Origin of the sequence: Caenimonas sedimenti, from assembly GCF_007833165.1 — a bacterium.
Classification (GTDB): domain Bacteria; phylum Pseudomonadota; class Gammaproteobacteria; order Burkholderiales; family Burkholderiaceae_C; genus Ramlibacter; species Ramlibacter sedimenti.
The window spans coordinates 157,511-182,073 of the sequence record NZ_VOBQ01000017.1; the positions used below are offsets into that span (position 1 = coordinate 157,511).

24 protein-coding genes are annotated in these 24,563 nt (G+C 67.8%); 4 read left to right on the top strand and 20 right to left on the bottom strand.

The genetic code is table 11. The features are described 5' to 3' along the window. Positions 1 to 23: 23 nt before the first annotated feature. The 9 genes from leuB to FN976_RS21530 form a co-directional block, all read right to left on the bottom strand. The gene (leuB, locus tag FN976_RS21490; protein WP_145895120.1) at positions 24 to 1,118 is read right to left on the bottom strand and encodes a 3-isopropylmalate dehydrogenase; all 1,095 of its coding nucleotides are present in this window, start codon (positions 1,116 to 1,118) and stop codon (positions 24 to 26) included. Next, positions 1,115 to 1,423, bottom strand: coding sequence for a hypothetical protein (locus FN976_RS21495; RefSeq protein WP_186511071.1), 309 nt, complete (start codon positions 1,421 to 1,423; stop codon positions 1,115 to 1,117). The genes leuB and FN976_RS21495 overlap by 4 nt, the downstream gene beginning before the upstream one ends. Beyond that, complete coding sequence (leuD, locus tag FN976_RS21500) at positions 1,420 to 2,064, bottom strand: 3-isopropylmalate dehydratase small subunit (protein WP_145895122.1); 645 nt, start codon at positions 2,062 to 2,064, stop codon at positions 1,420 to 1,422. Before leuD ends, FN976_RS21495 begins: the two co-directional genes overlap by 4 nt. Positions 2,065 to 2,165: 101 nt before the next feature. Continuing rightward, complete coding sequence (locus FN976_RS21505; RefSeq protein ID WP_145895123.1) at positions 2,166 to 2,297, bottom strand: entericidin A/B family lipoprotein; 132 nt, start codon at positions 2,295 to 2,297, stop codon at positions 2,166 to 2,168. A gap of 29 nt (positions 2,298 to 2,326) precedes the next feature. Then, positions 2,327 to 3,748: a 3-isopropylmalate dehydratase large subunit gene (gene leuC / locus FN976_RS21510; RefSeq protein WP_145895124.1), complete on the bottom strand. Its 1,422-nt coding sequence runs from the start codon at positions 3,746 to 3,748 to the stop codon at positions 2,327 to 2,329. A gap of 19 nt (positions 3,749 to 3,767) precedes the next feature. After that, a complete protein-coding gene (locus FN976_RS21515; protein ID WP_145895125.1) occupies positions 3,768 to 4,739 on the bottom strand; it encodes a LysR family transcriptional regulator in 972 nt (323 codons plus the stop codon). A gap of 111 nt (positions 4,740 to 4,850) precedes the next feature. After that, positions 4,851 to 5,831 carry a Bug family tripartite tricarboxylate transporter substrate binding protein gene (locus FN976_RS21520; protein ID WP_145895126.1) on the bottom strand — a complete coding sequence of 327 codons (981 nt, stop codon included), beginning with the start codon at positions 5,829 to 5,831 and terminating at the stop codon, positions 4,851 to 4,853. An 11-nt stretch (positions 5,832 to 5,842) separates the two neighbouring features. Beyond that, positions 5,843 to 8,101 carry a DUF3604 domain-containing protein gene (locus FN976_RS21525; protein WP_145895127.1) on the bottom strand — a complete coding sequence of 753 codons (2,259 nt, stop codon included), beginning with the start codon at positions 8,099 to 8,101 and terminating at the stop codon, positions 5,843 to 5,845. 9 nt (positions 8,102 to 8,110) lie between these two features. After that, entirely contained in the window at positions 8,111 to 8,887 is a 777-nt protein-coding gene (locus tag FN976_RS21530; protein ID WP_145895128.1) for a GntR family transcriptional regulator, read from the bottom strand. Positions 8,888 to 8,974: 87 nt separating this feature from the next. Between FN976_RS21530 and FN976_RS21535 the strand changes: the two genes are divergently transcribed. Next, positions 8,975 to 9,463 carry a BON domain-containing protein gene (locus FN976_RS21535; protein WP_145895129.1) on the top strand — a complete coding sequence of 163 codons (489 nt, stop codon included), beginning with the start codon at positions 8,975 to 8,977 and terminating at the stop codon, positions 9,461 to 9,463. Here FN976_RS21535 and FN976_RS21540 read toward each other — a convergent pair. From FN976_RS21540 to oxc, 9 genes are all read right to left on the bottom strand, one after another. Continuing rightward, entirely contained in the window at positions 9,442 to 10,611 is a 1,170-nt protein-coding gene (locus tag FN976_RS21540; RefSeq protein ID WP_145895130.1) for an acyltransferase family protein, read from the bottom strand. The genes FN976_RS21535 and FN976_RS21540 overlap by 22 nt on opposite strands. 54 nt (positions 10,612 to 10,665) lie before the next feature. Beyond that, the gene (locus tag FN976_RS21545) at positions 10,666 to 11,271 is read right to left on the bottom strand and encodes a nitroreductase family protein (protein ID WP_255440666.1); all 606 of its coding nucleotides are present in this window, start codon (positions 11,269 to 11,271) and stop codon (positions 10,666 to 10,668) included. After that, entirely contained in the window at positions 11,268 to 12,164 is an 897-nt protein-coding gene (locus FN976_RS21550) for a hypothetical protein (RefSeq protein ID WP_145895131.1), read from the bottom strand. The genes FN976_RS21545 and FN976_RS21550 overlap by 4 nt, the downstream gene beginning before the upstream one ends. A gap of 121 nt (positions 12,165 to 12,285) precedes the next feature. Further along, the gene (gene frc / locus FN976_RS21555; protein WP_186511073.1) at positions 12,286 to 13,554 is read right to left on the bottom strand and encodes a formyl-CoA transferase; all 1,269 of its coding nucleotides are present in this window, start codon (positions 13,552 to 13,554) and stop codon (positions 12,286 to 12,288) included. Positions 13,555 to 13,670: 116 nt separating this feature from the next. Beyond that, entirely contained in the window at positions 13,671 to 15,203 is a 1,533-nt protein-coding gene (locus FN976_RS21560; RefSeq protein WP_145895132.1) for a tripartite tricarboxylate transporter permease, read from the bottom strand. Between the two features lie 12 nt (positions 15,204 to 15,215). Beyond that, a complete protein-coding gene (locus FN976_RS21565; protein WP_145895133.1) occupies positions 15,216 to 15,731 on the bottom strand; it encodes a tripartite tricarboxylate transporter TctB family protein in 516 nt (171 codons plus the stop codon). A gap of 29 nt (positions 15,732 to 15,760) precedes the next feature. After that, entirely contained in the window at positions 15,761 to 16,768 is a 1,008-nt protein-coding gene (locus FN976_RS21570; RefSeq protein ID WP_145895134.1) for a Bug family tripartite tricarboxylate transporter substrate binding protein, read from the bottom strand. A 274-nt stretch (positions 16,769 to 17,042) separates the two neighbouring features. Then, entirely contained in the window at positions 17,043 to 17,222 is a 180-nt protein-coding gene (locus FN976_RS21575; protein WP_145895135.1) for a hypothetical protein, read from the bottom strand. 187 nt (positions 17,223 to 17,409) lie between these two features. After that, positions 17,410 to 19,164, bottom strand: a complete 1,755-nt coding sequence (oxc, locus tag FN976_RS21580; protein WP_145895136.1) for an oxalyl-CoA decarboxylase — start codon at positions 19,162 to 19,164, stop codon at positions 17,410 to 17,412. A 145-nt stretch (positions 19,165 to 19,309) separates the two neighbouring features. Here oxc and FN976_RS21585 point away from each other — a divergent pair, with 145 nt between their 5' ends. From FN976_RS21585 to FN976_RS21595, 3 genes are all read left to right on the top strand, one after another. Continuing rightward, positions 19,310 to 19,918 carry a Crp/Fnr family transcriptional regulator gene (locus tag FN976_RS21585; protein WP_145895137.1) on the top strand — a complete coding sequence of 203 codons (609 nt, stop codon included), beginning with the start codon at positions 19,310 to 19,312 and terminating at the stop codon, positions 19,916 to 19,918. A 138-nt stretch (positions 19,919 to 20,056) separates the two neighbouring features. After that, complete coding sequence (locus FN976_RS21590; RefSeq protein ID WP_145895138.1) at positions 20,057 to 20,683, top strand: Crp/Fnr family transcriptional regulator; 627 nt, start codon at positions 20,057 to 20,059, stop codon at positions 20,681 to 20,683. Beyond that, positions 20,680 to 21,444 (top strand): response regulator, encoded by a 765-nt coding sequence (locus tag FN976_RS21595; protein ID WP_255440669.1) that lies wholly within the window; start codon positions 20,680 to 20,682, stop codon positions 21,442 to 21,444. The genes FN976_RS21590 and FN976_RS21595 overlap by 4 nt, the downstream gene beginning before the upstream one ends. Before the next feature lie 116 nt (positions 21,445 to 21,560). Here the strand turns inward: FN976_RS21595 and oxlT are convergent, their stop codons facing one another. Continuing rightward, the gene (gene oxlT / locus FN976_RS21600) at positions 21,561 to 22,823 is read right to left on the bottom strand and encodes an oxalate/formate MFS antiporter (RefSeq protein WP_432417882.1); all 1,263 of its coding nucleotides are present in this window, start codon (positions 22,821 to 22,823) and stop codon (positions 21,561 to 21,563) included. 127 nt (positions 22,824 to 22,950) lie between these two features. After that, positions 22,951 to 24,471 (bottom strand): sensor histidine kinase, encoded by a 1,521-nt coding sequence (locus FN976_RS21605; RefSeq protein WP_145895140.1) that lies wholly within the window; start codon positions 24,469 to 24,471, stop codon positions 22,951 to 22,953. Positions 24,472 to 24,563 lie beyond the last annotated feature (92 nt).

Here is a 24,563-nt window from a genome sequence, read left to right on the forward strand (position 1 = left end):
GGCGCACGACGAACCGGAGCTAGCTAGCTCTTGGTAATCTTCTTGGTGGTCGTGATCGCGGCCACGACGGCGTCGCCCATGGCGCGGGTGCCGACTTTCGTGGTGCCGTCGGAATAGATGTCGGCCGTCCGCAGGCCCTGGGCGAGCACGTCCTGCACCGCGGACTCGATCCGGTCGGCGGCTTGGGGCTGGTTCAGGGAAAAGCGGAGCATCATGGCGGCAGACAATATTGTAGCCAAAGGATTGGCGACCCCCTTGCCGGCGATGTCGGGCGCGCTACCGTGGGACGGTTCGTACAGGCCCTGGTTGCCTGCGTTCAGGCTGGCGGAGGGCAGCATTCCGATGGAGCCGGTGAGCATCGCGGCTTCGTCGGACAGGATGTCGCCGAACATGTTGCCGGTGACCACCACGTCGAAATACTTGGGCTGCTTCACCAGCTGCATGGCCGCGTTGTCCACGTACATGTGGTCGAGCTTCACGTCCGGGTACTGCTGGCCGACCTCGGTGACCACGTCCTTCCAGAGCTGGAAGGTCTCCAGCACGTTGGCCTTGTCGACGCTGGTGACCCTCTTGTTGCGCTTGCGCGCCGCCTGGAAGGCCACGTGGGCGATGCGCTCGATCTCCGGTCGGGAATAACGCATGGTGTCGAAGGCTTCCTCGGCGCCGGGGAAATGGCCATCGGGCGAGCTGCGGCGGCCACGCGGCTGGCCGAAATAGATGTCGCCGGTCAGCTCGCGGATGATCAGGATGTCCAGGCCGGACACCAGTTCGGGCTTCAGGCTGGAGGCGTGCGTGAGCTGCTCGTAGCAGATGGCCGGGCGGAAGTTCGCGAACAGCCCCAGGTTCTTGCGCAGGCCCAGGATCGCCTGCTCGGGCCGGAACTGGCGTTCCAGCTTGTCGTATTTCCAGTCGCCCACGGCGCCGAACAGGATCGCGTCGGCTTCCTTGGCGAGCTTCAGCGTCGCTTCCGGCAGCGGATGGCCGTGGGCGTCGTACGCGACGCCACCCACGAGCGCCGTTTCCATCTCGAATTTCAGGTCCAGGACTTCCAGGACCCGCACGGCCTCGGCCACGATCTCGGTTCCGATGCCGTCGCCCGGCAGCACTGCGATTTTCACGAATCTTTCCTTGGTTGGTGGTGGGCGAGCCGTTGCACCAAGGCCAGCTCGCACGTCTTGAACAGCAGATAGAAGGCAACCGCCAGGTAGGCGCTGAACACCAGCTCGGCCAGCTGCCGCAGCGCGCCTTCCCGCACGGCATCCAGGCCGTGCTCGGCCAGGAAACCGAGGTTGGCCGTGAACAGCTGCACCAGGTTGAGGGACGCAGCGCCGAACATCACGAAGCCCAGCCCCATCAGCCCGAACGTGCACAACCAGTGTTGTTGCAACCAGCGGAAGAAGGGTGTCTGGACCGGCGCGGTCACAACGTGTGGGCGAGCCAGGGCTTGGTGGCCAGGCGGTTGGCTTCGAACGCCTTGATCTTGTCGGCTTGCCGCAGGGTGAGGCCAATGTCGTCGAAGCCGTTCAGCAGGCAGAACTTGCGGAATGCCTGGACTTCGAACGGGAGCTCGGCGCCCTGTGGCTGCACGATCACCTGGCGCTCCAGGTCGACCGTGAGCTCATAGCCGGGGAAGGCGAGCGCGTCGTCGAACAGCTTGGCCACGGTGCTTTCCGGCAGGACGATGGGCAGCAGGCCGTTCTTGAAGCAGTTGTTGAAGAAGATGTCGGCGAAGCTGGGCGCGATGATGGCGCGGAAGCCGTACTGGTCCAGCGCCCACGGCGCGTGCTCGCGCGAGGAGCCGCAGCCGAAGTTCTTGCGTGCCAGCAGGATGGACGCGCCCGCGTAGCGCGGCTGGTTCAGCACGAAGTCCGGGTTGGGCTTGCGCGTGGCGGGGTCCTGGCCGGGCTGGCCCTGGTCCAGGTAGCGCCATTCGTCGAACAGGTTGGGGCCGAAGCCCGTCTTGCGGATCGACTTCAGGAACTGCTTGGGAATGATGGCGTCGGTGTCGACGTTCTCGCGGTCCATCGGGGCCACGAGGCCCTTGTGCACGGTGAATTTCTGCATGGTGTGTTGCCGTCATCCCCGCGGAGGCGGGGATCCAGAGCTTCCTGTCTTTGAATGCGGGAGCCCTGGATTCCCGCCTCCGCGGGAATGACGGGCGCTGGTCATTTCTTTTTCGCCGCGTCTTCCAACTTCTCGCCGGCCTTCTGCACATCCTTGCCGGCACCGGCCATGGTGTTGCAGCCGGCGACGGCGAAAGCGAAGGTCAGGGCGATCAGGGTGGCGATGGTCTTCATGGTTTCACTCCTTTTTAATCAGTCTTTGGCTATGCAAATTGACGGACATCGACGAAATGGCCATGCACGGCGGCCGCCGCGGCCATGGCGGGACTCACGAGATGCGTGCGGCCGCCGGCGCCCTGGCGGCCTTCGAAATTGCGGTTGCTGGTGGAGGCGCAGCGTTCGCCCGGCTCCAGCCGGTCGGCGTTCATGGCCAGGCACATCGAGCAGCCCGGTTCGCGCCACTCGAAGCCCGCAGCCCGGAAGATTTCGTGCAGGCCTTCGCGCTCGGCCTGGTCCTTCACCAGGCCCGAGCCCGGCACGACCATCGCCACCTTGATGTTCTTCGCGACCTTCTGGCCCAGCTTCTTCACCATGGCCGCGGCTTCGCGCATGTCCTCGATGCGGCTGTTGGTGCAGGAGCCGATGAACACCTTGTCCACGAAGATGTCGTTCATCGGCTTGCCGGGCGGCAGCCCCATGTAGGTCAGGGCCCGCTCGATCGCATCGCGCTTGTTCGCGTCTTTCTCCTTGTCGGGGTCGGGCACGTTGCCGTCGATGCCGGTGACCATCTCGGGCGAGGTGCCCCAGGTCACCTGCGGGATGACGTCATTCGCATTCAGTTCGACCACGGCATCGAACTTCGCGTCGGGATCGGAGCGCAGCGTGCGCCAATAGGCCACCGCCTGCTCCCATTCGACGCCCGTCGGGGCGAGCGGCCGGCCCTTGACGTATTCGATGGTCTTTTCGTCCACGGCCACCAGGCCGGCGCGCGCGCCCGCTTCGATCGCCATGTTGCACACCGTCATGCGGCCTTCCATCGAGAGTGAGCGGATGGCCGAGCCCGCGAACTCGATGGTGTAGCCGGTGCCGCCCGCCGTGCCGATGCGCCCGATGATGGCCAGCACGATGTCCTTGGCGGTGACGCCAGGGGCCAGCTGGCCCTCGACCTTCACCAGCAAATTCTTCGCCTTCTTGGCCAGCAGGGTCTGCGTGGCCATCACGTGCTCGACCTCCGAGGTGCCGATGCCATGCGCCAGCGCGCCGAAGGCGCCGTGGGTGGACGTGTGCGAATCGCCGCAGACGACCGTCATGCCCGGCAGCGTCGCGCCTTGCTCCGGCCCGATCACGTGGACGATGCCTTGTCGCTTCGACAGGAACGGAAAGTAGGCCGCCGAACCGAACTCGGCCATGTTCTTGTCGAGCGTGGTGACCTGTTCCTTGCTGGTGGGGTCGGTGATGCCGTCGTAGCCCCGCTCCCAGCCGGTGGTCGGCGTGTTGTGGTCGGCGGTGGCCACGATGGAGCTCACGCGCCAGACTTTGCGGCCCGCGACGCGCAGGCCTTCGAAAGCCTGCGGGCTCGTCACCTCGTGGACCAGGTGGCGGTCGATGTAGAGGATGGCGGTGCCGTCCTCCTCGGTGTGGACGACGTGCTCGTCCCAGATCTTGTCGTACAGCGTGCGGGCCATGGTGGCTGGGGTGTCCTTGCTAAGCGGTGATTTTATTCGGCGCGGCCTGGGCAGGCTGGGGCTCGACCGCTTCGGCGCGTTCGCGCAGGTGGTCGACCAGCAGTCGGGCCGTGAGCGGCAGGGTGGAGAAGTCGCGGGCGACCAGGCGGATCTCGCGGCGGGCCCAGGCATCGCTGAGGCTGACGGATTCGAGATCGCCCACGCCATGCATCAGTTCGAAGGCGCGGCGCGGCATGACGCCGATGCCCAGCTTGTTGTGGATCATCCGGCACATGGCGTCCAGCCCGGTGACATGGATGCGCAGGCGGATCGTGCGCCCCGCCGCGGCTGCGGCTTCGCGCATCGCCAGGTAGATGGAGCTGTTGGTGTGCAGCCCGACGTGATCGAAATCCAGCGTGTCCTCGAACGCCACGGTGCGGTGCCGCGCCAGCGCATGGCCGCGCGGCACGATCAGCACCAGTTCGTCGTGCCGGTAGGCCAGGGCCTGCAGCGCGTGGGCCTCGACGCCGGCCGCCGCATGGCAGATGCCGAGGTCGGCCGCGCCCTCCTGAACCGCGCGCAGGATCTCCGTGCTGAGATGCTCTTCCAGGTCGATCTTGACCTGCGGGTGCTCCGCGCTGAAGGCCCCCAGGTCTTCGGGCAGGAACTGCACGATGGCGGAGATGTTCGCGTGAATCCGCACGTGGCCACGCACGCCGTCCGCGTACTCGGAGAGTTCTGCCTGCATCTTCTCCAGGCTGAACAACACGGAGCGGGCGTGGTGCAGGAGGCTCTGGCCAGCCGGTGTCAGGTCGACGCCGCGGGTGTGCCGGTAGAGCAGAGGCGTCTCCAGCGTCGCCTCCAGGTCCGACAGGCGCTTGCTGACCGCCGAAGCCGCGATGAACTCGCGCTCCGCGGCACGGCCGATCGAGCCCAGCTCGCAGACAGCCACGAAGAGCTGCAGCGAGGTGAGGTCGATCCGGCGGGCGAAGGAGCGTTCGGTGGCGCGCATGGGGGTGGAGACATCGCATCGGACGATGTCCAGACCCGGATTTTCCTCCAATCGCGCGCATCCGTCATCGCAATCCGCGATGACCCCATTGCCCGGCTGGCGGCCGCGGCCTCAGTCGACCTTGGCCCCGGAAGCCTTCACGATCGTCGGCCACTTGGCCAGGTCGGCCTGGATGACGGTCGCGAAGTGCGCCGGCGGTTGCAGCGGCGCCAGGTCGAAGCCCTGCGCCGCCAGCTTCTCGCGGATCGCGGGCAGCGCGAGGATCTTGCCGATGGTCGCGTGCAGTCGGGTCACGACCTCGGGCGGCGTGCCGGCAGGCGCCACGAACCCGAACCACGTGTTGACCTCGTAAGCCTTGACGCCGCTGCTGTCCAGAGTCGGCAACTGCGGCAGCAACTCTGACTTCGCCAGGCTCGTCACGCCCAGCCCCTTGACCTTGTTCTCGCGGATCTGCGCGATGACCGTGGGCGTGTTGTAGAAGCCCATGTCCACTTCCCCGCTCATCACGGCCAGGATGCCTTGCGGCGCACCCTTGTAGGGAACGTGCGTGAGCTGCGTGCCCGTCAGCTGGCCGAACAGCACGCCGGACAGGTGGTGGCTGGTGCCGCTGCCCCCCGAGGAGAAGGTCATGCCGGGCTTGGCCTTGGCCGCGGTGATCACGTCCATCACCGTCTTCGCCGTGCTGCCGGGCGGGACGATCATCACGTTCGAGACGCCGCCGACCAGCACGATGGGCGCGAAGTCCTTGATCGAGTCGTAGCCGGGCTTGCTGTACAGCGCCTGGTTGAAGACCAGCGTGCCCTGGGACGCGAAGGCAATGGTGTAGCCGTCCGGCGCCGAGCGCGCCAGTTCGGCCATGGCGATCGTGCCGCCGGCGCCCGCCTTGTTCTCCACCACCACCGCCTGTCCCATCTCCCGTGCCAGCTCGGTGCCGATGGTCCGCGACAGGATGTCCGCCGTGCTGCCGGCCGCCAGCGGCACCAGCAGCTTGATCGGCTTGGAGGGATAGGCCTGTGCGTGCGCGGCTGCGACGAAGGCGAAGGGTGAAGCCAGCACCAGCGTGGCCAGCAGGGTGAAGCGGCGGAGATTCATGGCGGTTCCTTTCAGCGAAGCAGGTAGGTCGGGCTGGACCAGATGCGGTGGCCGTCTTCCAGCGTGATGCAGACGTAGAGCGCGTCTTCACCGGCGGGCAGGCGCTCGATGCGGCGAGTGAGTCGAGCGGTGCGCGTGGTGTTCTGGTCCGGCAGGCGGAAGACGCGCAGCCGGCGCTGGATGCCGCCGCCGGTGTCGAACACCTGGTCCTCGAGTCCGATGCCCGCGACCTCGATGTCCGTTTTCACCAGGGGCGTGTCGATCGCCAGGCGGCCGGCCTTCGCATCCGCCAGGCGCAGGTCAGCCCCACCGAAGCCGCCGGTGGTGAGCGCCGACCAGGCGAGCTGGCCCGGTTGCGTCTGGCGCAACGGCTTGTCGATGTTCCACAGGTTGATGGGCGCGAAGGCTTCAAACGCGTTGCCGCTGAGCGTGGCCGTGCCGTCCCAGGGGGTCTGGCGGCCGCGTCCCCGGTACTCCGACCCTTCCCAGATGATGCGAAGGCGCTTGCCGAGCTCCGCCTCGGCGTAGGGACGCCAGGTTTCCAGCACGCCCATGCGGTTGCGGATCTCGATGCGCTCGATCGGCGCCTGGGTGGAGACGTCGATCTCCAGCGTGACGGCACCGTCTTCGCAACGCATGATGTCACCCATCCGCGCCTCGCTCACGCGGTCGATCACCCGGCCGCCCATGGCAGGATCGTCACCGTACAGCTCGGCCGGGCGGTCGAAGCGCACGCGGGTGTCCAGGTGGGCGCGGCAGCCGGTGGTGGCGTAGTGGTGGCGCCGGCGCAGGGCGTCGAACAGTCCGTCGCGCGTGAGTTCGCGAGCGAGCAGGCAGGAGAGCCCCCCATAAGCACCGAACAGCGATGCGCCCGGGTGGCTGGCTCCGTGCCGGCCCTTGTGGCCGTCGGAGTTGGCGAGGATGCCGACGCGGTAGCCCTGGTCGAAAGCATCCTCCAGCAGCCACTCGAACGTGCCCCAGTCGGAATGGATCTCGATCGATCGCTCGATCCGCCCGTCGTGCGCCTGCTTGATGTCGGCATAGCGCCCGCCGATGTGGGCGAAGACCACGCAGTTCTCGTCCTGCAGCGCCTTGAACAGGTCGGCCGCGCTGTTGGCGTCGGTTTCCACGTCGCTCAGGTCTTCGACCAGCGCGTGGTGCGAGCGGTGGATCTGCCGGCCTTCATCGCGGAACATCACGTTGCGGTCGCCGCCCAGGCCGGTGTTGCCGGACCATTCGTAGCCCGGGAAGATGATGAATTCGCCGTCCTGGTTGTATTCGGCGGTGAGGCGGTTCAGCTCCTCCCAGAACGGCGTGGTGATCTGGAAGTCGTTGCCCTGGTGGCTCATGGCGTCGAGGAAGGCGCGGTCGCGTGCGAACTCGATCAGTTCGCGGGCGGAGTTGGTGCCGATGGTCTCCTCGGACTGGCCGTGCAGGTCGGCCCAGTAGGGCAGCAGTTCGACCACCGGGTCCACGCGCAGCGGATTGCTGGTGCAGACGACCGCACCGGATGCATCGCGCACCGTGATGACCAGCTCGCCCGGTGCGGCCACCGAGAGCCCGTGCAACGGCGTCGAAAGCACACCCGCCTGCACATCGATGGTTTCCGGGAGGCCCTCGACCGGCATCGATGCTTCCAGCGTGAAGCGGCCGCTGACCCGATGGCTGGGATTGCCCCACTTGTCCTCGCCCTTGAAGCCGAAGGTGAAGGGCTGGCCGACACGCCGCTGCGTCGGCAGGATCGCCTTGTAGAGCACCGGCGGTCCGGCCACCACGGGGATCGTCGGCTGGATCGGTAACTCCACGAAGTTGTAGGTGGCGAAGGCATCGACCAGCACCTTGAACTCGAACGTCGGTTCGGTGAAGGTCTGGATGCGGATGCCGGGCGAGCCCTGGCGGGTGTCGCCGATGCGCACGGTGATCGTTTCGCCTTCGCGCAGGAAGCCGCGCTGCACCCGGATCGCGATGGTCTTGTCCCAAGGCCGCACGTTGCCCTTCTGGTCGTAGCGCAGTTCCAGCACCGCGCCGTTGCTGGCCTCGGCGGTCACGTAGTTCCAGCCCTTGGGGTCGGTGAACTGCGGCTTGCCCATGTCGCTGGCGAAGCGGTGCACGATCTTCAAGCCGCCGGTGTCGTCGATGCCGAAGTAGCCCGCGGTGTAGGTCAGCGTGAGCGAGGCGAAGGCACCGGCCTCGCAGGGCGTGCTGGGCGAGATGGTGGCGTGCCCGGCGCGGTCGTTCAGGTAGGTGGAGTGGAATGCGTTGTTGCGCATGGTGCGGCGTCAGTCCGGAGCAGGAGGATTGAAATCCAGCTTCAAGGCATAGGGCGTGGGCGGCACGCACATCAGCTGGAACGTGATGGCGACGCGGCCGACGCTGCGGCCGGTGATGTGCACCTGCAGCCCCATGGCGCCTGCCGCGATGCCCATGACGGCCGCGTCGTCCGCCGCCGTCTCGCGCACGAACGCCAGGCCCTCGGAATGCAGGGTCGGCGCGCCGAACTCGTTGGCGAGCACGGCTTTGAGGTTGGTATCGACCAGGCGCTTTTCGGGGATGCGCAGCAGCTTGCCAAAGCGCGTCGCCGGCAAGTACATGCGGCTCGCGCAGTGGAAGGCGCCGCCGATGTCGAGCCGGCGCCGCACCATGACGTAGCCCTTGGGATCAGGGCCCAGGACGGCGGTCCAGGGACCTTCTTCGCGCACCAACCCGCGTTCGACGATGGCCGCGAACACCGGCAGCTCGAGGCCGCCTTCGGGCGCCGTGAAGCGGAAGTGCCACGAGCCGGCGATGGGCTTGCGCATGCTGCCCACGAACGTGCCATGTCCCTGGCGCCGGACCAGGAAGCCTTCGTCCATCAGCCGCCCCAACGCCTTTTGCGTGGTGCCCAGGCTCAGGCCGAGGGCCTCGCTGAGATCGCGCTCGCCCGTCACCTTGCTGCCGACCGGCAGTTCCCCGGCTTCGACCGCCTCGATGATGGCGTGGCGCAACCTGGTGTGCTTGGGCAGGGCGGCCGCCGCCATCTGGAAACGGGCGACGATGGGGGAGGCGGCGGGCAGCATCGCATCCCAGTCTAGGCCTGGTGGCCCACGAACGCAATAGAGCTATAGAGCTTTGAGGGAAAGCCTGGGAGCCCTGAAAATGCGCCCATGACGACGACCCACCGGATGCTGATGCTCGCCATGGCACTGCTGGCCGCCGCCAGCCACGCCCAGGAGCGCAAGAACCATTTCGACGACCCCTTCCTGCAGGTGACGAATGCCTTGCCCGCTTGCCCGGTCCCGGCGCCGCCCGGCTTCACCGAGGAAGAGGTCCGGAAGGAAGCGCACGTCCGCTCGCAGCACGGCGGCAGCTGCTTTCGCGTGGGCCGGTGCCGGCTGCCGAACTCCTACCTCTATGACAAGGAGATCATCCCGCGCGTGCAGCAGTACATCCGTCTCGACGGGCGATTCGACGACACGTCGGTCTGGGTGCTGGGCGAGCGCCGGCTGGTGACGCTGATGGGTTGCGTGCAATCGAAGGCGCAGGCCGAGCAGCTGGAAAAGGCGGTGCTGCTGGTGGACGACGTCATGGGCGTGATCAACAACCTCTCGGTCGGCACCGCGGCCGCGCCGCGCTACCGCGTCGCCAGGCCCTGAGGTGTGGGCCCGAAGCGGGAGGGCCGCCGTCTGCCGTTCAGCAGCTCGCCCACCCACGTCGACCGCACCCAGAGTTCATAGGTCACGAGGCACACCACGGTGGTGGCCGCGATGTTCAGGGCGATCTTCAGCAAGCCCGGCAATTCGAGCGCGTAGAGCGCGCACCCGAAGGCAATGGTGAGCGGCAGGTGCAGGATGTAGACCCAGTACGAGCTGTCCGACAGGTAAGCCAGCACCTTGTTGCTGGCCGGCAGGAAGCGCAACGCCGCCCCGATGGCGGCGAAGCTCCAGAGCCAGGAGGCACAGCCTTGCACGAACGCGAGGTCGGAGGCTGGCGAGCGGCGCTCCATCATGGCGCCCGCCGCCAGGTAGGCGGCCAGCCCCAGCCCCGCGAAGACCCACCAGCGCCTTTCCCAGACCGGGAACAGTTCCGCGCGCCACGTGTAGGCCGCCGCACCGAAGGCGAAGAAGGTCCCGTAGTGCAGCCATTCCGCGAACGGCGGCAGGAACAGGCCGCTCGAGACCAGGATGCCGTTGGGATAGGCCCAGCCCGCGCCCTGCAGCGGCAGCGCCAGCACCAGCACGCCCCACCATGACGTTGCCAGCCTGCGCAGGAAAGCGCCGGCGGCGGTGAACAGCGGCCGCAAGCCTTCGAACTGCGCGAGGACGGCCGTCCCCAGGCTCATCCACAGCAGCATCCACACGAACCACAGATGCAGCAGGTTGGGCCCGACTGGCACGCCGGGCGGCGGCGTCACGAGGCTCATGTCGATGCCCCAGGTGCCGCGCACCATGCGGTGCATGTACAGCGCCGCGAACAGGCCGCAAGCCATGACGATGGGCAGCCAGAACACCACGATCGGCGCGCCCAGCCGCGCCAGCCGGTGTTCGGCGAGACCCTTGGGCCCGCGCGATTGCAGCAGCATCATCACGAAGAACCCGGCGAGGATGAAGAAGGCCGGCATGCGGAAGGTGTGGATCGCCGTCCAGGCGATGTCCGCCACGATCGTCCGCTGCGGGTCGCGCCAGGGCAGCGGGTTGGCGTGGACGGTGTGGATCAACGCGACGTGCAGCACGACGCCCAGCCACATCATCAGCGCGCGCAGGTTGTCGAGGGCGTGCAGCCGCGCCGGGCCTTGGGTTTCCATGCCGGGCATGATGCGCCCAGGTGGGTGGCGCCACAAGTGATATCCGGCGGGACGTCAGGCCGCTTGCAGCACGCGCCGCGGCGCGAGCTCGCTCAGGATGTCGGAAGGCTGGCGCCGGTTCGTGCGAGCAGCCCGGGCAGCCACCGCCGTGCCGATGTTGATGCAGCAGACCGCGTGCTCTTCCGGCGCCAGCGAACACAGCTCGCGCAGGGGCGCTGACGGCATGGCCTTGCCGCTGGTGAGGCCCGTTCCGTAACCCATGGCCTGGGCGCCGAGCAGCACGTTCTGGATCGCCGCGCCGAAGGAGACCGCGCGTTCCAGGGCGGGAATGCGGGGATCGGCGTCGCCACCGGTCCGCAGGATCGCGATGAGCAAGGTGGGCGCCCGCCACGCCTTCTCGCGCGCCCGGCCCACTTCCTCCTCCGAGGCCTGCGGGTCGCGTCCCAGCAAGGCGAGGCCGAAGGCATCCGCCAGCCGGTCGCGGGCGGACATCGGCACCAGCACGAATCGCCAGGGTGCGAGCTGGCCGTGGTCGGGCGCGGCGGCGGCGAGGGTCAGCAGTTGCTCGAGTTCGTCGCGCCCCGGCCCGGGCGCGGCCAACCGGCGGGGTGACACATTGCTGCGCGCCTGGATGAAGCTGGAAAGTTCCTGCAGCTTCACAGGCTCATGTCGAGGGTGCGCCGCATCGCGTCCACCTCGGCGTCGGGCGGCGTGACGAACTCCGCCTGGGCGTTGGCATCCAGCGCCCGCAGCAGCGCCGGCTCCGCGCCGCGCAGGCCGGTGAACAGCCTGGTGGCTTTGCGCGTGGCGTCGGCCGGCGCATCGGCCCGCACGTAGAGGCCATAGCCCCAGCTCGCGCCCGCCGTGGGCACCACGATGAGCCGCGCGTTGTGGATCCGTGGGTTGGCGCCGACCAGCGACTTCATGCTCGTGGCCTTCGCGCCCTGCACCCGCATGACCAGGCCCACCCAGCGATCGGGCTGCCAGTGGAACGACGCCTTGGTGGGCAGGTAGGCCTGGCCCAGCCCCTGCTGCGGCTGGACATCGACCATGGTGCCGCAAAGCTTCTCGGCCCGCACCAGCGCCGTGGTGACGCCGCTGCGGATGCCCATGCAGGTGGTGGCCTTCAGTTTCGCGAGGACCTGGGCCTGTTCGTTGGGCGGCAGTTTCGAAATCTCCACCGGCTTCGCGTCCGTGGTCGTGCCCACTTCGGCGACCACCAGCACCGCGGCCTGGATGGAGTCCTTGTTGACGGCGACCGTCTGGTAGCCGGAGGCAAAGCCGACCACCGGGTTGCCATAGACCCAGCAAGGCGGCACGCGCCGTTTCAGCGCCGTCGCGACGTCCTCGGCGGTGGCGATGTTGACGATGGGCGCCACCGACAGGCCGCTGCCGCGCAGGAAATCCGCCAGGTCGGCTGCTGCGGTCGCGGCTTTCGCCGTGCCCTCGCCGCGGATCGTCTGGGGGTTGAGATAGAGGCCGCCTTCGCACGTCTGCGCGAAGGCGCCGGAGGCGCAGGCGAGCGCCCCCGCCACCAGGATGGCTTGCTTCATGTCTTGTCTCCTCGCACCGATCGGGACCGGGGTCAGCCGTCCTCGGTGCCGGGCGGCCCCTCGCTCGCTGGAGAATGGCGGGCCCGATGCGCTGCCGGGCCGGCGGACGAAGCGCGGGACGCTAGACGACGCCGACGGCGTGCCAGGTGGCGATCTGGTCCTTGGTGTAGCCCAGTTCCGCCAGCACTTCGTCGGTGTGCTCGCCGAGCAGCGGCGACGCCGTCACCTCGGGCTTCAGGTCGGAGAACTTGATCGGGCTGCCGATGGTCCAGTAGCTGCCGCGCACCTTGTGCGGGACTTCGACGATCGAGCCGCTCTTGATCAGCGACTCGTCGCGCAGCAGTTCCTTCATCGAGAGCACCGGGGCGCACGGGATGTCGAACTTGCGGAAGATGTCCACGGCCTCGAACTTGGTCTTGTCCTTGATGAAGTCCTCGATGGTGGCGAAGATCTCGTCGATGTGCGGCTGGCGGGCCCGCGGCGTCGTGTAGGCCGGGTCGGTTTTCCACTCCGGCTTGCCCAGCGCCTCGCAGATCGGTTCCCAGGCGTGCCCCTGCACCGTGAAGTAGATGTAGGCGTTGGGGTCCTTCTCCCAGCCCTTGCACTTCAGGATCCAGCCGGGCTGGCCGCCGCCGCCGGCATTGCCGCCGCGCGGCGTCACCTTGTCGGCGAAGGCTTCCATCTCGTGCGGGTACTGCGGGTACTCCTCGAGGTAGCCGACCTTTTCCAGGCGTTGCTGGTCGCGCATCTTCACGCGGCACAGGTTCAGCACGGCGTCCTGCATCGAGGCGGCCACCTTCTGGCCCTTGCCGGTCTTCTGGCGGCCGATGATGGCCGTGAGGATGCCGATGGCGAGGTGCATGCCGGTGTTGGAGTCGCCGAGCGCGGCGGCCGAGATCGTCGGGGCCGAGTTCTCGCCCTTCCACCAGCCGGTGGTGGAGGCAGCACCGCCGGCGCACTGCGCCACGTTCTCGTAGACCTTCAGGTCCTCGTAGTGGTGGCCTTCGCTGAAGCCCTTCACCGAGGCGTGGATCAGCTTCGGGTTGAGCTGCTGGATGCGCTCCCAGCTGAAGCCCATGCGGTCGAGCGCGCCGGGGCCGAAGTTCTCGACCAGCACGTCGAACTCCTGGATCATCTTCTCCAGCACCTTCTTGCCGTCGGCCGTCTTCGTGTCGAGCGTGATCGAGCGCTTGTTGCTGTTCAGCATCGTGAAGTACAGCGCGTCGGCGTCGGGGATGTCGCGCAGCTGGCTGCGCGTCACGTCGCCCGCGCCGGGCCGCTCGACCTTGATCACGTCGGCGCCGAACCACGCCAGCATCTGCGTGCACGCCGGGCCCGCCTGCACGTGGGTGAAGTCGATGATGCGGATGCCCTCGAGGGGTTTGGTCATGATGAAAATCTCCTGCTTTGTTGATGAAGGCGCGGCCTTGGGCTTGAAGGGAACCATGCTAGGAAGCGGGTCCGCCTTTTGCCGTTGACCGCGGTCAAGTTCCGGAAAAACGGGTTTCAGTCCACGGGCTGCTGTTCAGGGAAGGCGGCCTTGGGCTTGGCCTTGCGAACCACCCCGATCAGCCGGGAGATCAGCGGCCAGAACAGCATCAGCAGGGCCAGCGTGGTGATCGTGCCCACCAGCGGGTTGGCCCACATGATCGAGACTTCGCCCTGCGAGATCAGCATGGCCTGGCGGAACGAGTCCTCGGCCTTGTCGCCGAGCACCAGGGCCAGCACCATCGGCGCCAGCGGGTAATCGAGCTTCTTGAACACGTAGCCGATCACGCCGAACGCCAGCATCAGCCAGACATCGAGCATCGCGCTGTGCACCGTGTACGCACCGATGGCGCAGATGACGATGATGAGCGGCGCGATGATCGAGAACGGAATGCGCAGGATCGACGCGAACAGCGGCACCGTGGAAAGCACCACGATCAGGCCGACCAGGTTGCCCAGGTACATGCTGGCGATCAGGCCCCACACGAAGTCCTTCTGCTCGACGAACAGCAGCGGCCCGGGCTGCAGGCCCCAGATCAGCAGGCCGCCCAGCAGCACCGCCGCCGTTGGCGAGCCGGGGATGCCGAGGGCCAGCATCGGCAGCAGCGCGCTGGTGCCCGCTGCGTGTGCCGCCGTCTCGGGCGCGATCACGCCCTCCATCTCGCCCTTGCCGAAGTTGTCGCCGTTCTTGCTCATCTTCTTCGCCAGGCCGTAGCTCATGAACGAAGCCGGGGTGGCGCCGCCGGGCGTGATGCCCATCCAGATGCCCACCAGCGAGCTGCGGATCGAAGTCGCCCAGTATCTCGGCAGCTTCTTCCAGGTTTCCCAGACCACCTTGGCGTTGATCTTGGCCGACTTGCCGGAGAAGTTGAGGCCTTCCTCCATCGACAGCAGGATCTCGCCGATGCCGAACAGGCCGATCACCGCGATCAGGAAGTCGAAGCCCCGCATCAGGTCGGGCAGGCCGAAGGTCAGGCGCAACTGGCCGGTGACCGTGTCCATGCCGACGGCGGCGAGCGCGAAGCCGAGCGCCATCGACACCAGCACCTTGAACGGTGAGCCCTTGCCCATGCCGACGAAGCTGCAGAAGGTGAGCAGGTACACGGCGAAGAACTCGGGCGCCCCGAACTTCAGCGCGAACTTGGCCACCATCGGCGCCAGGAACGTGATCATCAGCACCGCGACGAAGGCGCCGATGAACGACGACGTGAACGCCGCCGTCAGCGCCTGGCCGGCGTGGCCGTTCTGCGCCATCGGGTAGCCGTCGAACGTGGTCGCGACCGACCAGGGTTCACCGGGGATGTTGAACAGCACCGACGTGATGGCGCCGCCGAAGAGGGCGCCCCAGTAGATGCACGAGAGCATCACGATGGCCGTGGTCGGCGACATCGTGAAGGTGAGGGGCAGCAGGATCGCCACCCCGTTGGCACCGCCCAGTCCGGGCAGCACGCCGATCAGCACGCCGAGGATGATGCCGATGAACATGACGCCGATGTTCGTGGGCGTCAGCACCACGGCGAACCCCTGCATCAGGGCCGAGATTTCTTGCATGTCGTCGACTCCTCAATAGCCCAGGAAGGCCAGCGGCTGCAGCGCGCCCTTCGCCAGGGGCACCTTGAACCAGATCTCGAACAGCACGAAGAAGAAGACGCTGGAGCCGATGCCCAGCGTCACGCTTTTCGCCCACGAGTACTTGCCCAGCCACACCATGAAGCAGGCCAGGAAGATCGCGGCCGCGACGTACATGCCGACCACCATGATCACGCCGACGAATGCCGTCGAGGGCAGCAGCACCGACAGGATCTGCTTCATCTGCCAGGCGTCGACGAAGCTGCCCTTGTCGGCCTTCTTCGACAGCAACGACTGGTACAGGATGCCGACGCCGCCGACGGTGAGCAGTCCGCCGATGTAGAACGGGAAGTAGCCGGCGCCGGGGCCGTCGCTGGCCCAGCCGGCGCCGAGCTTGCGCGCCTGGACCATCACGACGATGCCCACCAGGGTGAGCAGCGCCGCGACGACGGCGTCGACGGTGGCGTTGGTGGCCAGGCTCTTCGCCTCGCCTGCGGGTTGTTCATGCATGGGGATGCTCTCCGTCGGGCGGGGTGGTGCTACTGCTTGGGGGCGAGGAAGCCGGCTTCGGTCATCAGCGTGCGGTGCTGGGCCTCGGCCGTGGTGAGCCATTTCTGGAAGTCGGCGCCGGACATCGCGGTGGTGTTGAAGGCGCCCTTCTCCATGTACTCCTTCCAGTCCGGCGTCTCGCGGACCTTCTTCAGCAGGTCGACGTAGAAGGCCAGCTGGTCGGGCGTGGTGCCCGGCGCCATGAAGATGCCGCGCAGCATCACGTAATCGGTGGGCACGCCGGCTTCCTTGCAGGTCGGGATGTCGTTCCAGGACTGCGTGTCGGTGATCTTCGACTTGTAGGGCATGCGCTCGTCGTCGAACACGCACAGCGGCCGCAGCGCGCCGGAGCGCCATTGGGCGACGGCCTCGATCGGGTTGTTGACGGTGGCGTTGATGTGGTTGCCCACCAGCTGCACCGCGACCTCGCCGCCGCCCTTGTAGGGCACGTAGATGAACTTGGTGCCGGTGGCCTTCTCGAAGCCCACGGTGAGGATCTGGTCCTCCTGCTTCGAGCCGGTGCCGCCCATCTTGAACTTCAGCGGGCCGGCGGTCTTGACGGCGGCCACGAACTCGTTGGCGTTCTTGTAGGGCGTGGCGGCGTTGACCCACAGCACGAACTGGTCGAGCGCCATCATCGAGACCGGCGTCATGTCCTTCCAGCCGAAGGGCACGCCGGTGGCGAGCGGCGTGGTGAACAGGTTGGACAGCGTGATGATGATCTTGTGCGGGTCGCCCTTGGCGTTCTTCACGTCGAGGAAGCCTTCGGCGCCGGCGCCGCCCGACTTGTTGACGACGACCATCGACTCCTTCATCAGCTTGTGCTTGACGATGATCCCCTGGATCAGCCGGGCCATCTGGTCGGCGCCGCCGCCGGTGCCCGCGGGCACGACGAATTCCACCGCCTTGGTGGGCTCCCAGGCCCAGGCCGGAGCGGCGACTGCGAAGGAGGCCGCGATGGCCGTGACGATGGCGCGCTTGAGTCTTGCTGCTTTCATTGCCTTGTCTCCTGAAGTTGCTGTGGCTCCTGCGGGGAGGGCCGCACGGCGCGGACCCCTTGGAGTGCGGCAGATGGTCCGCCCCGCGGTTTGGAAATGCTGTTGACCGAAGTCAAGATTCCGGTTCGGCGGGCGGAGGTCGTGACGAGAGTCACTGCCGGGGTGCGGGTTGACCCGGGGGGCGCCTTCGGCCTGCGGTGGGCCAAAAGAAAAAGCGCCGGCGAGTTGCCTCGCCGGCGCCTTTGGGATGGGGGTGGATCTGGTGCTGCGGTGTTTACGCCAGGCGTTGCTTGCGGCTGCCGGGCTTGCAATGCTCTGCTTCGACCTCGGCCACGAACTGGACCGGGCTCGTCAGCGCGTCGAGCAGCGTCGAAACTTCGATGCCGAAGCGCTCCAGCACGGCAAAGGCGCGCGAGGAGCGGAGCGGGGCGGACAGGGCGAGCAGCTGAAACAAGGAAGACTCCCAGTGATTTGAAACCAACTGGGAGTCATTGTACTAGGGTTAACCCTAGACTGTCTTCACTGGCAAATCGCTGCGCGATTTGTCAGTGGCTTGATCGGTTCGAGGAGGCCCGGCAAAGCCGGTTCCTCCTCGAAGGGAGGTGCATGCTATTCCGCGTGGTCCGGTGCCGCTGCGCGGGTCAGGTCTTGCTGGCCTTGGCCGGGTTCAGGCTGGTGATGCGGCCGCTCTCGGTGCCCGCGGTCTCGTCGATGATCGCGTTGATCAGCGTCGGCCGGCCGCTCGCCACCGCCTCGTCCAGCGCCTTCGCGAGCTCCTGGCGGGTGTTCGCCACCACGCCCTTGCCGCCGAAGGCTTCCATCATCAGCTCGTACTTCGCGCCCTTGACGAATACCGTCGGCGCCGGGTCCGCGCCACCGCCGAGATTGCGGTCGGTGCCCTTGTAGACGCCGTTGTTGTTGAAGACGACGATGCAGACCGGCAGGTTGTAGCGGCAGATCGTCTCGACCTCCATCCCGGAGAAGCCGAAGGCGCTGTCGCCTTCCACCGCGATCACGGGCTTGCCCGTCTCGACGGCCGCCGCCACCGCGAAGCCCATGCCGATGCCCATGATCCCCCAGGTGCCGCAGTCGAGGCGCTTGCGCGGCTCGTACATGTCGATGATGCTGCGCCCGAAATCGAGCGTGTTGGCGCCCTCGTTCACCAGGATCATGTCCGGCCGTTCCTTGAACTTGTCGCGGATCGCCGAGAGCGCGCTGTGGAAGTTCATCGGCGATGGGTCCGCCGCCAGCGTGCCCGCCATCTTGGTGAGGTTCTTGTCGCGCCGCTCGGCGATGCCGCCGGTCCAGCCCGAAGGCGGCTTGGGAAAGTCCTTGCCCATGCCCGCCAATAGAGCCGACACGCAGGAGCCGATGTCGCCGACCAGCGGCGCGGCGATCGGCACGTTGCTGTCCATCTCGGTGGGCGAGATGTCGATCTGCACGAACTGCTTGGCACCTTTCTCCGCGCCCCAGGTCTTGCCCTTGCCGTGCGACAGCAGCCAGTTGAGGCGCGCGCCGACCAGCACCACGACGTCGGCTTCCGCCAGCACGTAGGAGCGCGCGGCACCGGCCGATTGCACATGGGTGTCGGGCAGCAAACCCTTGGCCATCGACATGGGCAGGTAAGGGATGCCGGATTTCTCGACGAACGCGCGGATCTCGGCGTCGGCGCGGGCGTAGGCGGCCCCCTTGCCCAGCAGGATCAACGGCCGCTTCGCGCCCTTGATCAGGTCGAGCGCGCGCTGCACGGATTCCGGCGCGGGCAGTTGCTTCGGCGCCGGGTCGACCACCTTGATCAGCGAGTTGCGGCCCGCCTCGGCGTCCATCGTCTGCGGGAACAGCTTGGCCGGCAGGTCGAGGTACACGCCGCCGGGACGGCCCGACAGCGCGGTGCGGATGGCGCGTGCGATGCCCACGCCGATGTCCTGCGCGTGAAGAATGCGGAAGGCGGCCTTGCAGAACGGCTTGGCGACGTTCAGCTGGTCCATCTCTTCATAGTCGCCCTGCGCCAGGTCGACGATCTCGCGCTCGCTCGAGCCGCTGATCAGGATCATGGGAAAGCAGTTGACGGTGGCATTCGCCAGCGCGGTGAGCCCGTTCAGGAAGCCCGGTGCCGACACGGTGAGGCAGATGCCGGGCTTGGCGGTCAGGAAGCCGGCGGCGGCCGCGGCGTTGCCCGCGTGCTGTTCGTGGCGGAACGAGATCATGCGCATGCCCTCGGCCTGCAGCATGCGGGTGAGGTCGGTGATCGGGATGCCGGGCAGGCCGTAGATGGTCTCGATGCCGTTCAGCTTGAGGGCGTCGATCACGAGGTGGAAGCCGTCGGTCTGGGCCCGCGGCTGCGTGGTCGCGACCTCTTGAATCGTGGCCTTGGGGTTGTCGAGGACGGATGACATGGGGCTCCTTGTGCGCGGTGTCGTCTTCGTGGGTCTTGGCTGCTCTGCGCCGTTGGCATTGCGGGGCCCGGCGTGCGGACGAATATCATTCGGGCAGGCGACTTTGCCCGTTGACCGCGGTCAAGTTTCGAGAAATGCGGAGTACATGACCCAGCTGGCCCAGCATCCCGAACGCAATGTCATCCGGCTGCAGTTGAAGCAGAACGGCGTGTTGGCGGAACTCGACGACGCCGCCCGCGCCGAGCTCGAGCCGCACCTGTCCATCTTCGACGGCAGCAAGGGCGACTTCCTGCTGTACCAGGGTGTGCGCGAGATGGAGCAGTACTTCCTGATCGACGGCATCCTGAAGCGTGTGGTCGCCAACCCGGAAGGCAAGGAGATGATCCTGCGCTTCGCCGAGGAGCGCGACGTGGAGACGAGCTACGCCGCGTGGCGGCTGGGCACGCCCACGCCCTACGGCATCGTCTGCGTCACCAAGGTACGCGTGGCGCGCATGCCGCTGGCCGACTGGGCGGCTTTCCTGGAGTCGCGGCCGCGGGCCAAGGCGGCCTTCGAACTCGAGGTCATGCGCATCATGAGCGAGATCATGGCGCACACGATCACGCTGCACCTGCTGGATGCGCCGGGGCGCGTGCACCGCTTCGCGCGCAAGCATCCGGCGCTGGTCGACCGGATCCCGCAGAAGCAACTCGGGTCGTACTTGAACCTCACGCCGGAGACGCTGTCGCGCTTGCGGCAAAAGGGCAAGATCTGAAGGCGCGCTCATGCTTGGCGGTGGGTTTTCCCGCAGGCTGATCGTGACTTTGGTCATCCCCGTTTCGTGACGCACGGCCCCGGTGCGCGATGACGTTCCGCATCGGTGCATGTAACCCGTGCTGCCTACAGTGGGCCCATGACCTGCCCACTCTCCCTCCACGCGCTGCGCAACACCATCCGCCTGAAGCTGCGGGGCCAGGCGGCGTTGCAGCCCCTCGATGAGGCGGCGCAGGCCGAACTCGCGGCGCTGCTCGTCGTGCACGAAGGGGTGCGTGGCGAGCGCCTGCTGGAACCCGGCCGCGGCGAGCTGCGGCAGTTTTTCGTGATCGAGGGATTGCTCAAGCGTGTGGTGACCGGCCCGGACGGGCGCGAGATGACGCTGCACTTCGCCGGCGAGGGCGATCTGGAGACTTGCTGGGACGCCTGGCAGCAGCGCGCACCCGCCCGCTACGCGGTGGTGTGCGCCGCCCGCAGTCTGGTCGTCTCGCTGCCCATGGCCGAGTGGTGTGCTTTCCTGGAGCGGCATCCGGCGGCGGAGCGCGCTTTCCACACGCAGCTGGTCGCCGTCGCCAGCGCGATCGCGGAACATGCGGTGACGCTGCTGATGCTGGATGCGGCGACGCGCGTCCTGCAGTTTTCCGACCGGCATCCCGAACTGGTCGAACGGTTGCCGCAGAAGGATGTGGCGTCGCACCTGAACCTGTCGGCCGAGACGCTTTGCCGGCTGACGCGGCGGCAACGCGCCGCCGGACTCGCCGCATGAATGCGCGCCTGGCCGTCGAGCCAGCCCGCGCCAATGGCGCACCTGCGACGGGTATATTGCAGCGCATGGCCACCGACCGTTCCGCCGCTGCGCCCCGCATCCGCCTGCTGATCGTCGACGACCAGCCGCTGGTGCGGCGCGGCCTGCTGCTGATGCTGTCGATGGAGCCGGACCTCGACGTGGTCGGCGAGGCCGGCGACGGGCTCGAGGCCATCGAGCAGGCGCAGAAGCTCCGCCCCGACGTGGTGCTGATGGACCTGCACATGCCGCGCAAAGGCGGCGTGGGCGCCACCCGCGAGATCACCGTGTCGCTGCCGCAGACGCGCGTGCTGGTGCTGACCACCATGGAAGCGGAGCAGACCGTGTTCGACGCGGTGCGCGCCGGTGCCGTGGCCTACCTGCTGAAGGACGCGACGGAGCAGGAGGTGGTGGACACCGTACGGGCCGTGCACCGCGGCGAGTCGCGCCTCACGCCGCAGATCGCCCGCAAGGTGCTCGACGAGTTCCGGCGCATGCAGGATGCCACGCCGCCGCCCGTGCTGCGTGGCGCGGACCCCGAAGACCAGACCGGCGACCTGAGCGACAAGGAAGGCCGCATCCTGCAGCTGATCTCCGAAGGCAAGTCGAACAAGCAGATCGCCGCCTTGCTGTTCCTGGCCGAAGGCACGATCAAGAACCATGTGAGCCGCATCATGGACAAGCTGCATGCGCACAGCCGGACGGAGCTGGCGGTGATTGCGTTGCGGCAAAGACGGGTGTAAGGCCCACCCCCGCCAGCAGCCCGGCAAAGCCGGTTCCGCGGTGGCTCGCGCATGAGACGTCACGGCCTCGCCAGCCTCGTAGGCTGGGGTGAGCCCGCAGGCGAACCCCAGCTGCGTTACGCGGTCAGGAGCTTCCTCCGCAACGGCCGCAACACAAACCACGCCAGCAACGCCGCCACCGCTGTCATCACCCCTGCCGCCAGGAACACCCCATGCCAGTCATGCGTGGCCGCCACGATCGCGCTCGACACCGGGACGGCCAGCGATGCCACGCCCTTGGCGGTGTACAGCAGACCCGCATTGGCCGCCGCATAGCGCGACCCAAACGTGTCGGCGCAGGTCACCGGAAACAGCGTGTAGATCTCGCCCCAGCAGAAGAACAGCGCGCCGGTGAGCAGCACGAAACCCAGCGGATGCGCGCCCAGGTCATACAGCGCCAGGATCGCCAGGGCCTCCAGCGAGAAGGCGATGACCATGGTCTCCTCGCGGCCGATGCGGTCCGACACCAGGCCGAAGAACACGCGCGTGACGCCATTCAGCACGCGGTCGAGAGCGAGCGCAAAGGTGAGCGCCGGCAGCACCAGTCCCGCGATCGCCACGGGCGAATCGCCGATGCCGAACGCACGGGCAATGGGCACCAGCTGAGCGGTGGCCACCAGGCCGCCGGCGGCGACCAGCACGAACATCAGGTACATCACCCAGAACACAGGCTGGCGCAGCGTCTCGGCGGGCGTGAAGTCGCGCTGCGACTGCGGCACGTGCGGTGAGGGCTGCGGCGGCGCCGCCAACTGCGGCAGCAACCGGTTCGGGTCTTCCAGGCCGAGCGCCAGTGCCATCACCAGCAGCCCCTGGCCGAGCCCGAACCAGAGAAAGGCGGCCTCGAAGCCGCGATTCGCGATCACGTCCGTGATCGGGATCAAGGTGAGTGCGGACCCGGCGCCGAAGGCGGCGGTGACCAGGCCGACGGCGAGACCGCGGCGATCGGGGAACCACTTGAGCGCCGTGCCCACGCAGGTGCCGTACACCGCGCCGGCGCCGATGCCGGTGACGGCGGCCGCGAGATAGAGGAGCGGCAGTGAATCGACAAACGCATTCATCACCCAGCCCGTCGCGCACAGCAGCCCGCCGGCCAGCACCATCGGGCGCGGGCCGTAGCGGTCGACGAGGTAGCCCTCCATCGGTACAGACCACGTCTGCAGCAACGCGAACACGGCGAATGCGGTCTGGATCGCGGCATGGCTCCAGCCGAAGCGATTCGAGATCGGGTCGACGAAGAGCGTCCAGCCGTATTGCAGGTTGGCGATGGCGGCCATGCAGACGATGGCCATCCCCAACTGCACCCAGCGGAAAGCGGGGCCCGGCGGCGCGTCGTCCTCCAGCTCCTCGGTCCAGGGCAGCAGCAGGGCGGCTGGGCGAGTCTCCACGGGAGCCGCGGCCGCCGCCGCGGTCCCCTCGGGTGGGATGACTCGCGTCATCGCCTCGTGCATGGCTGGATTCATGTGCGCTTCATGACAGCTCGGCCGGCGCCGACTCCGGATCGAACAGGCTGCCCATTTCCGGGCCCACCGGCAATCGCACCTGCACGCGGGCTCCTTCGCCCGGCGCGCTGCACAGGGTCAGCTCGGCACCGATCATCTGCGCCTGCTCGCGGATGCCCACCACGCCGTAGTGCCCGGGGTGCGGCGCGGCGGGGTCGAAGCCCACGCCGTCATCGACGATGGCCAGCTCGATGGCGCCGTCCTCCAGGTCACGCAGGGTGATGTCCACGCTGCCCGCCTCCGAGTGACGCGCGATGTTGCGCAGCGCTTCCTCGGCGATGCGGAACAGCGTCTCGGCGCGCGGATCGGCGAAGCTCGCCGCCTTCGGATCCGCCGCGAAGCGCACCTCCAGCCCCGAACGCTCGGCGAAGCGGTTGGCGGCGCTGGACAGCGCCGGGCCCAGGCCGAGATCGCGCACGGCGTTCAGCCGCATGCGGCTCACCGCTTCGCGCGCTTCCTTCAGCCCCTCGTGCGCGACTTCCTCGGCGCGGGCCAGCTCGTCGCCGAGCTTGGCGGGGTCGTGCGCGTGCAGCGTGCGCAGCGTGCGGACCTGCACCAGCATCTCCATCATCGAATGGGCCAGCGTGTCGTGCAGGTCGCGCGCGAGCCGCAGGCGCTCGCGCACCACGGCGGCGTAGCGGCTGTCGGCGGCCAGGCGCTCCACCTCGCGCGTGCGGGCCTGCACGCGTTGTTCGAGTTCCTGGGTGAGCAGGTCGAGCTCGTCGCGTTCGCGCCGCAAGGCCTCCAGCAGGCGGCTGAAGGCGCGGCCCAGCAGGGCCACCTCGTCGCGCCCCGCCGGTTCGCGAATGCCTTCGGCCTCCTGCCGCGCCACCCGTTGCACCTGCGTCGTCAGCTCGCCGAGCCGGCGCGTCAGGCGGCGCGCGAAGGCCGCGCCGATCAAGGCGGCCGTGATGCTGAGGAGGATGGAGATCGCGGTCAGCTTCTCCTCCAGCCCCCCGCCCTGGCCGAGCTCGTCGGCATGCTGCACCACGGCCACCTGCAGGCCCAGGGCGGCCAGCGCCGGTGCCGCGGCAGGCGGCGCCGTCACCACGACCAACCGGGGCCCCTCGCCCGCATCGGGGACGAGCGTCACGTCATGGGGGCTGGGGGGCGGCCTCCGGGTCGTTGGACTTTCCGGTTCCTCGAAGACGACGCGCCGGGTTTCGACGAGCAGCACCCGCGCGCGCGGATCGGGCTTGGACTTTTGTCGCGCCGCGGCGGCGGCGGCGGCCAAGCGCGCTGGCGGCGGCAGCACGCCGAGTTTCCCCGCCGCGCGCTGCTGGCTGGCGATGGCCTTCTCCAGCTCGGCGGCATAGTCATTGGCGAAGCGCTGCATCGCGGCGTCCCGCTGGGCCAGCATGCTGTTGGTGGCGTAGTCGCCCACCGCCATCAGCGCCAGCGCGATCGCCAGCGACAGCACCACCGCGAGCCAGGCCACGGCGGTGGCCAGGCTGCGGCCCGGGTCGATAGCGCGGAAATAACGGTACATCTGCGCGGGGACTGTGCCTGTCTTGGTCCGCGGCGACCATTGGGGGATAGACGGATGTGGCTGTTGCCCCTCCCCCCGCTGGGGGGAGGCTG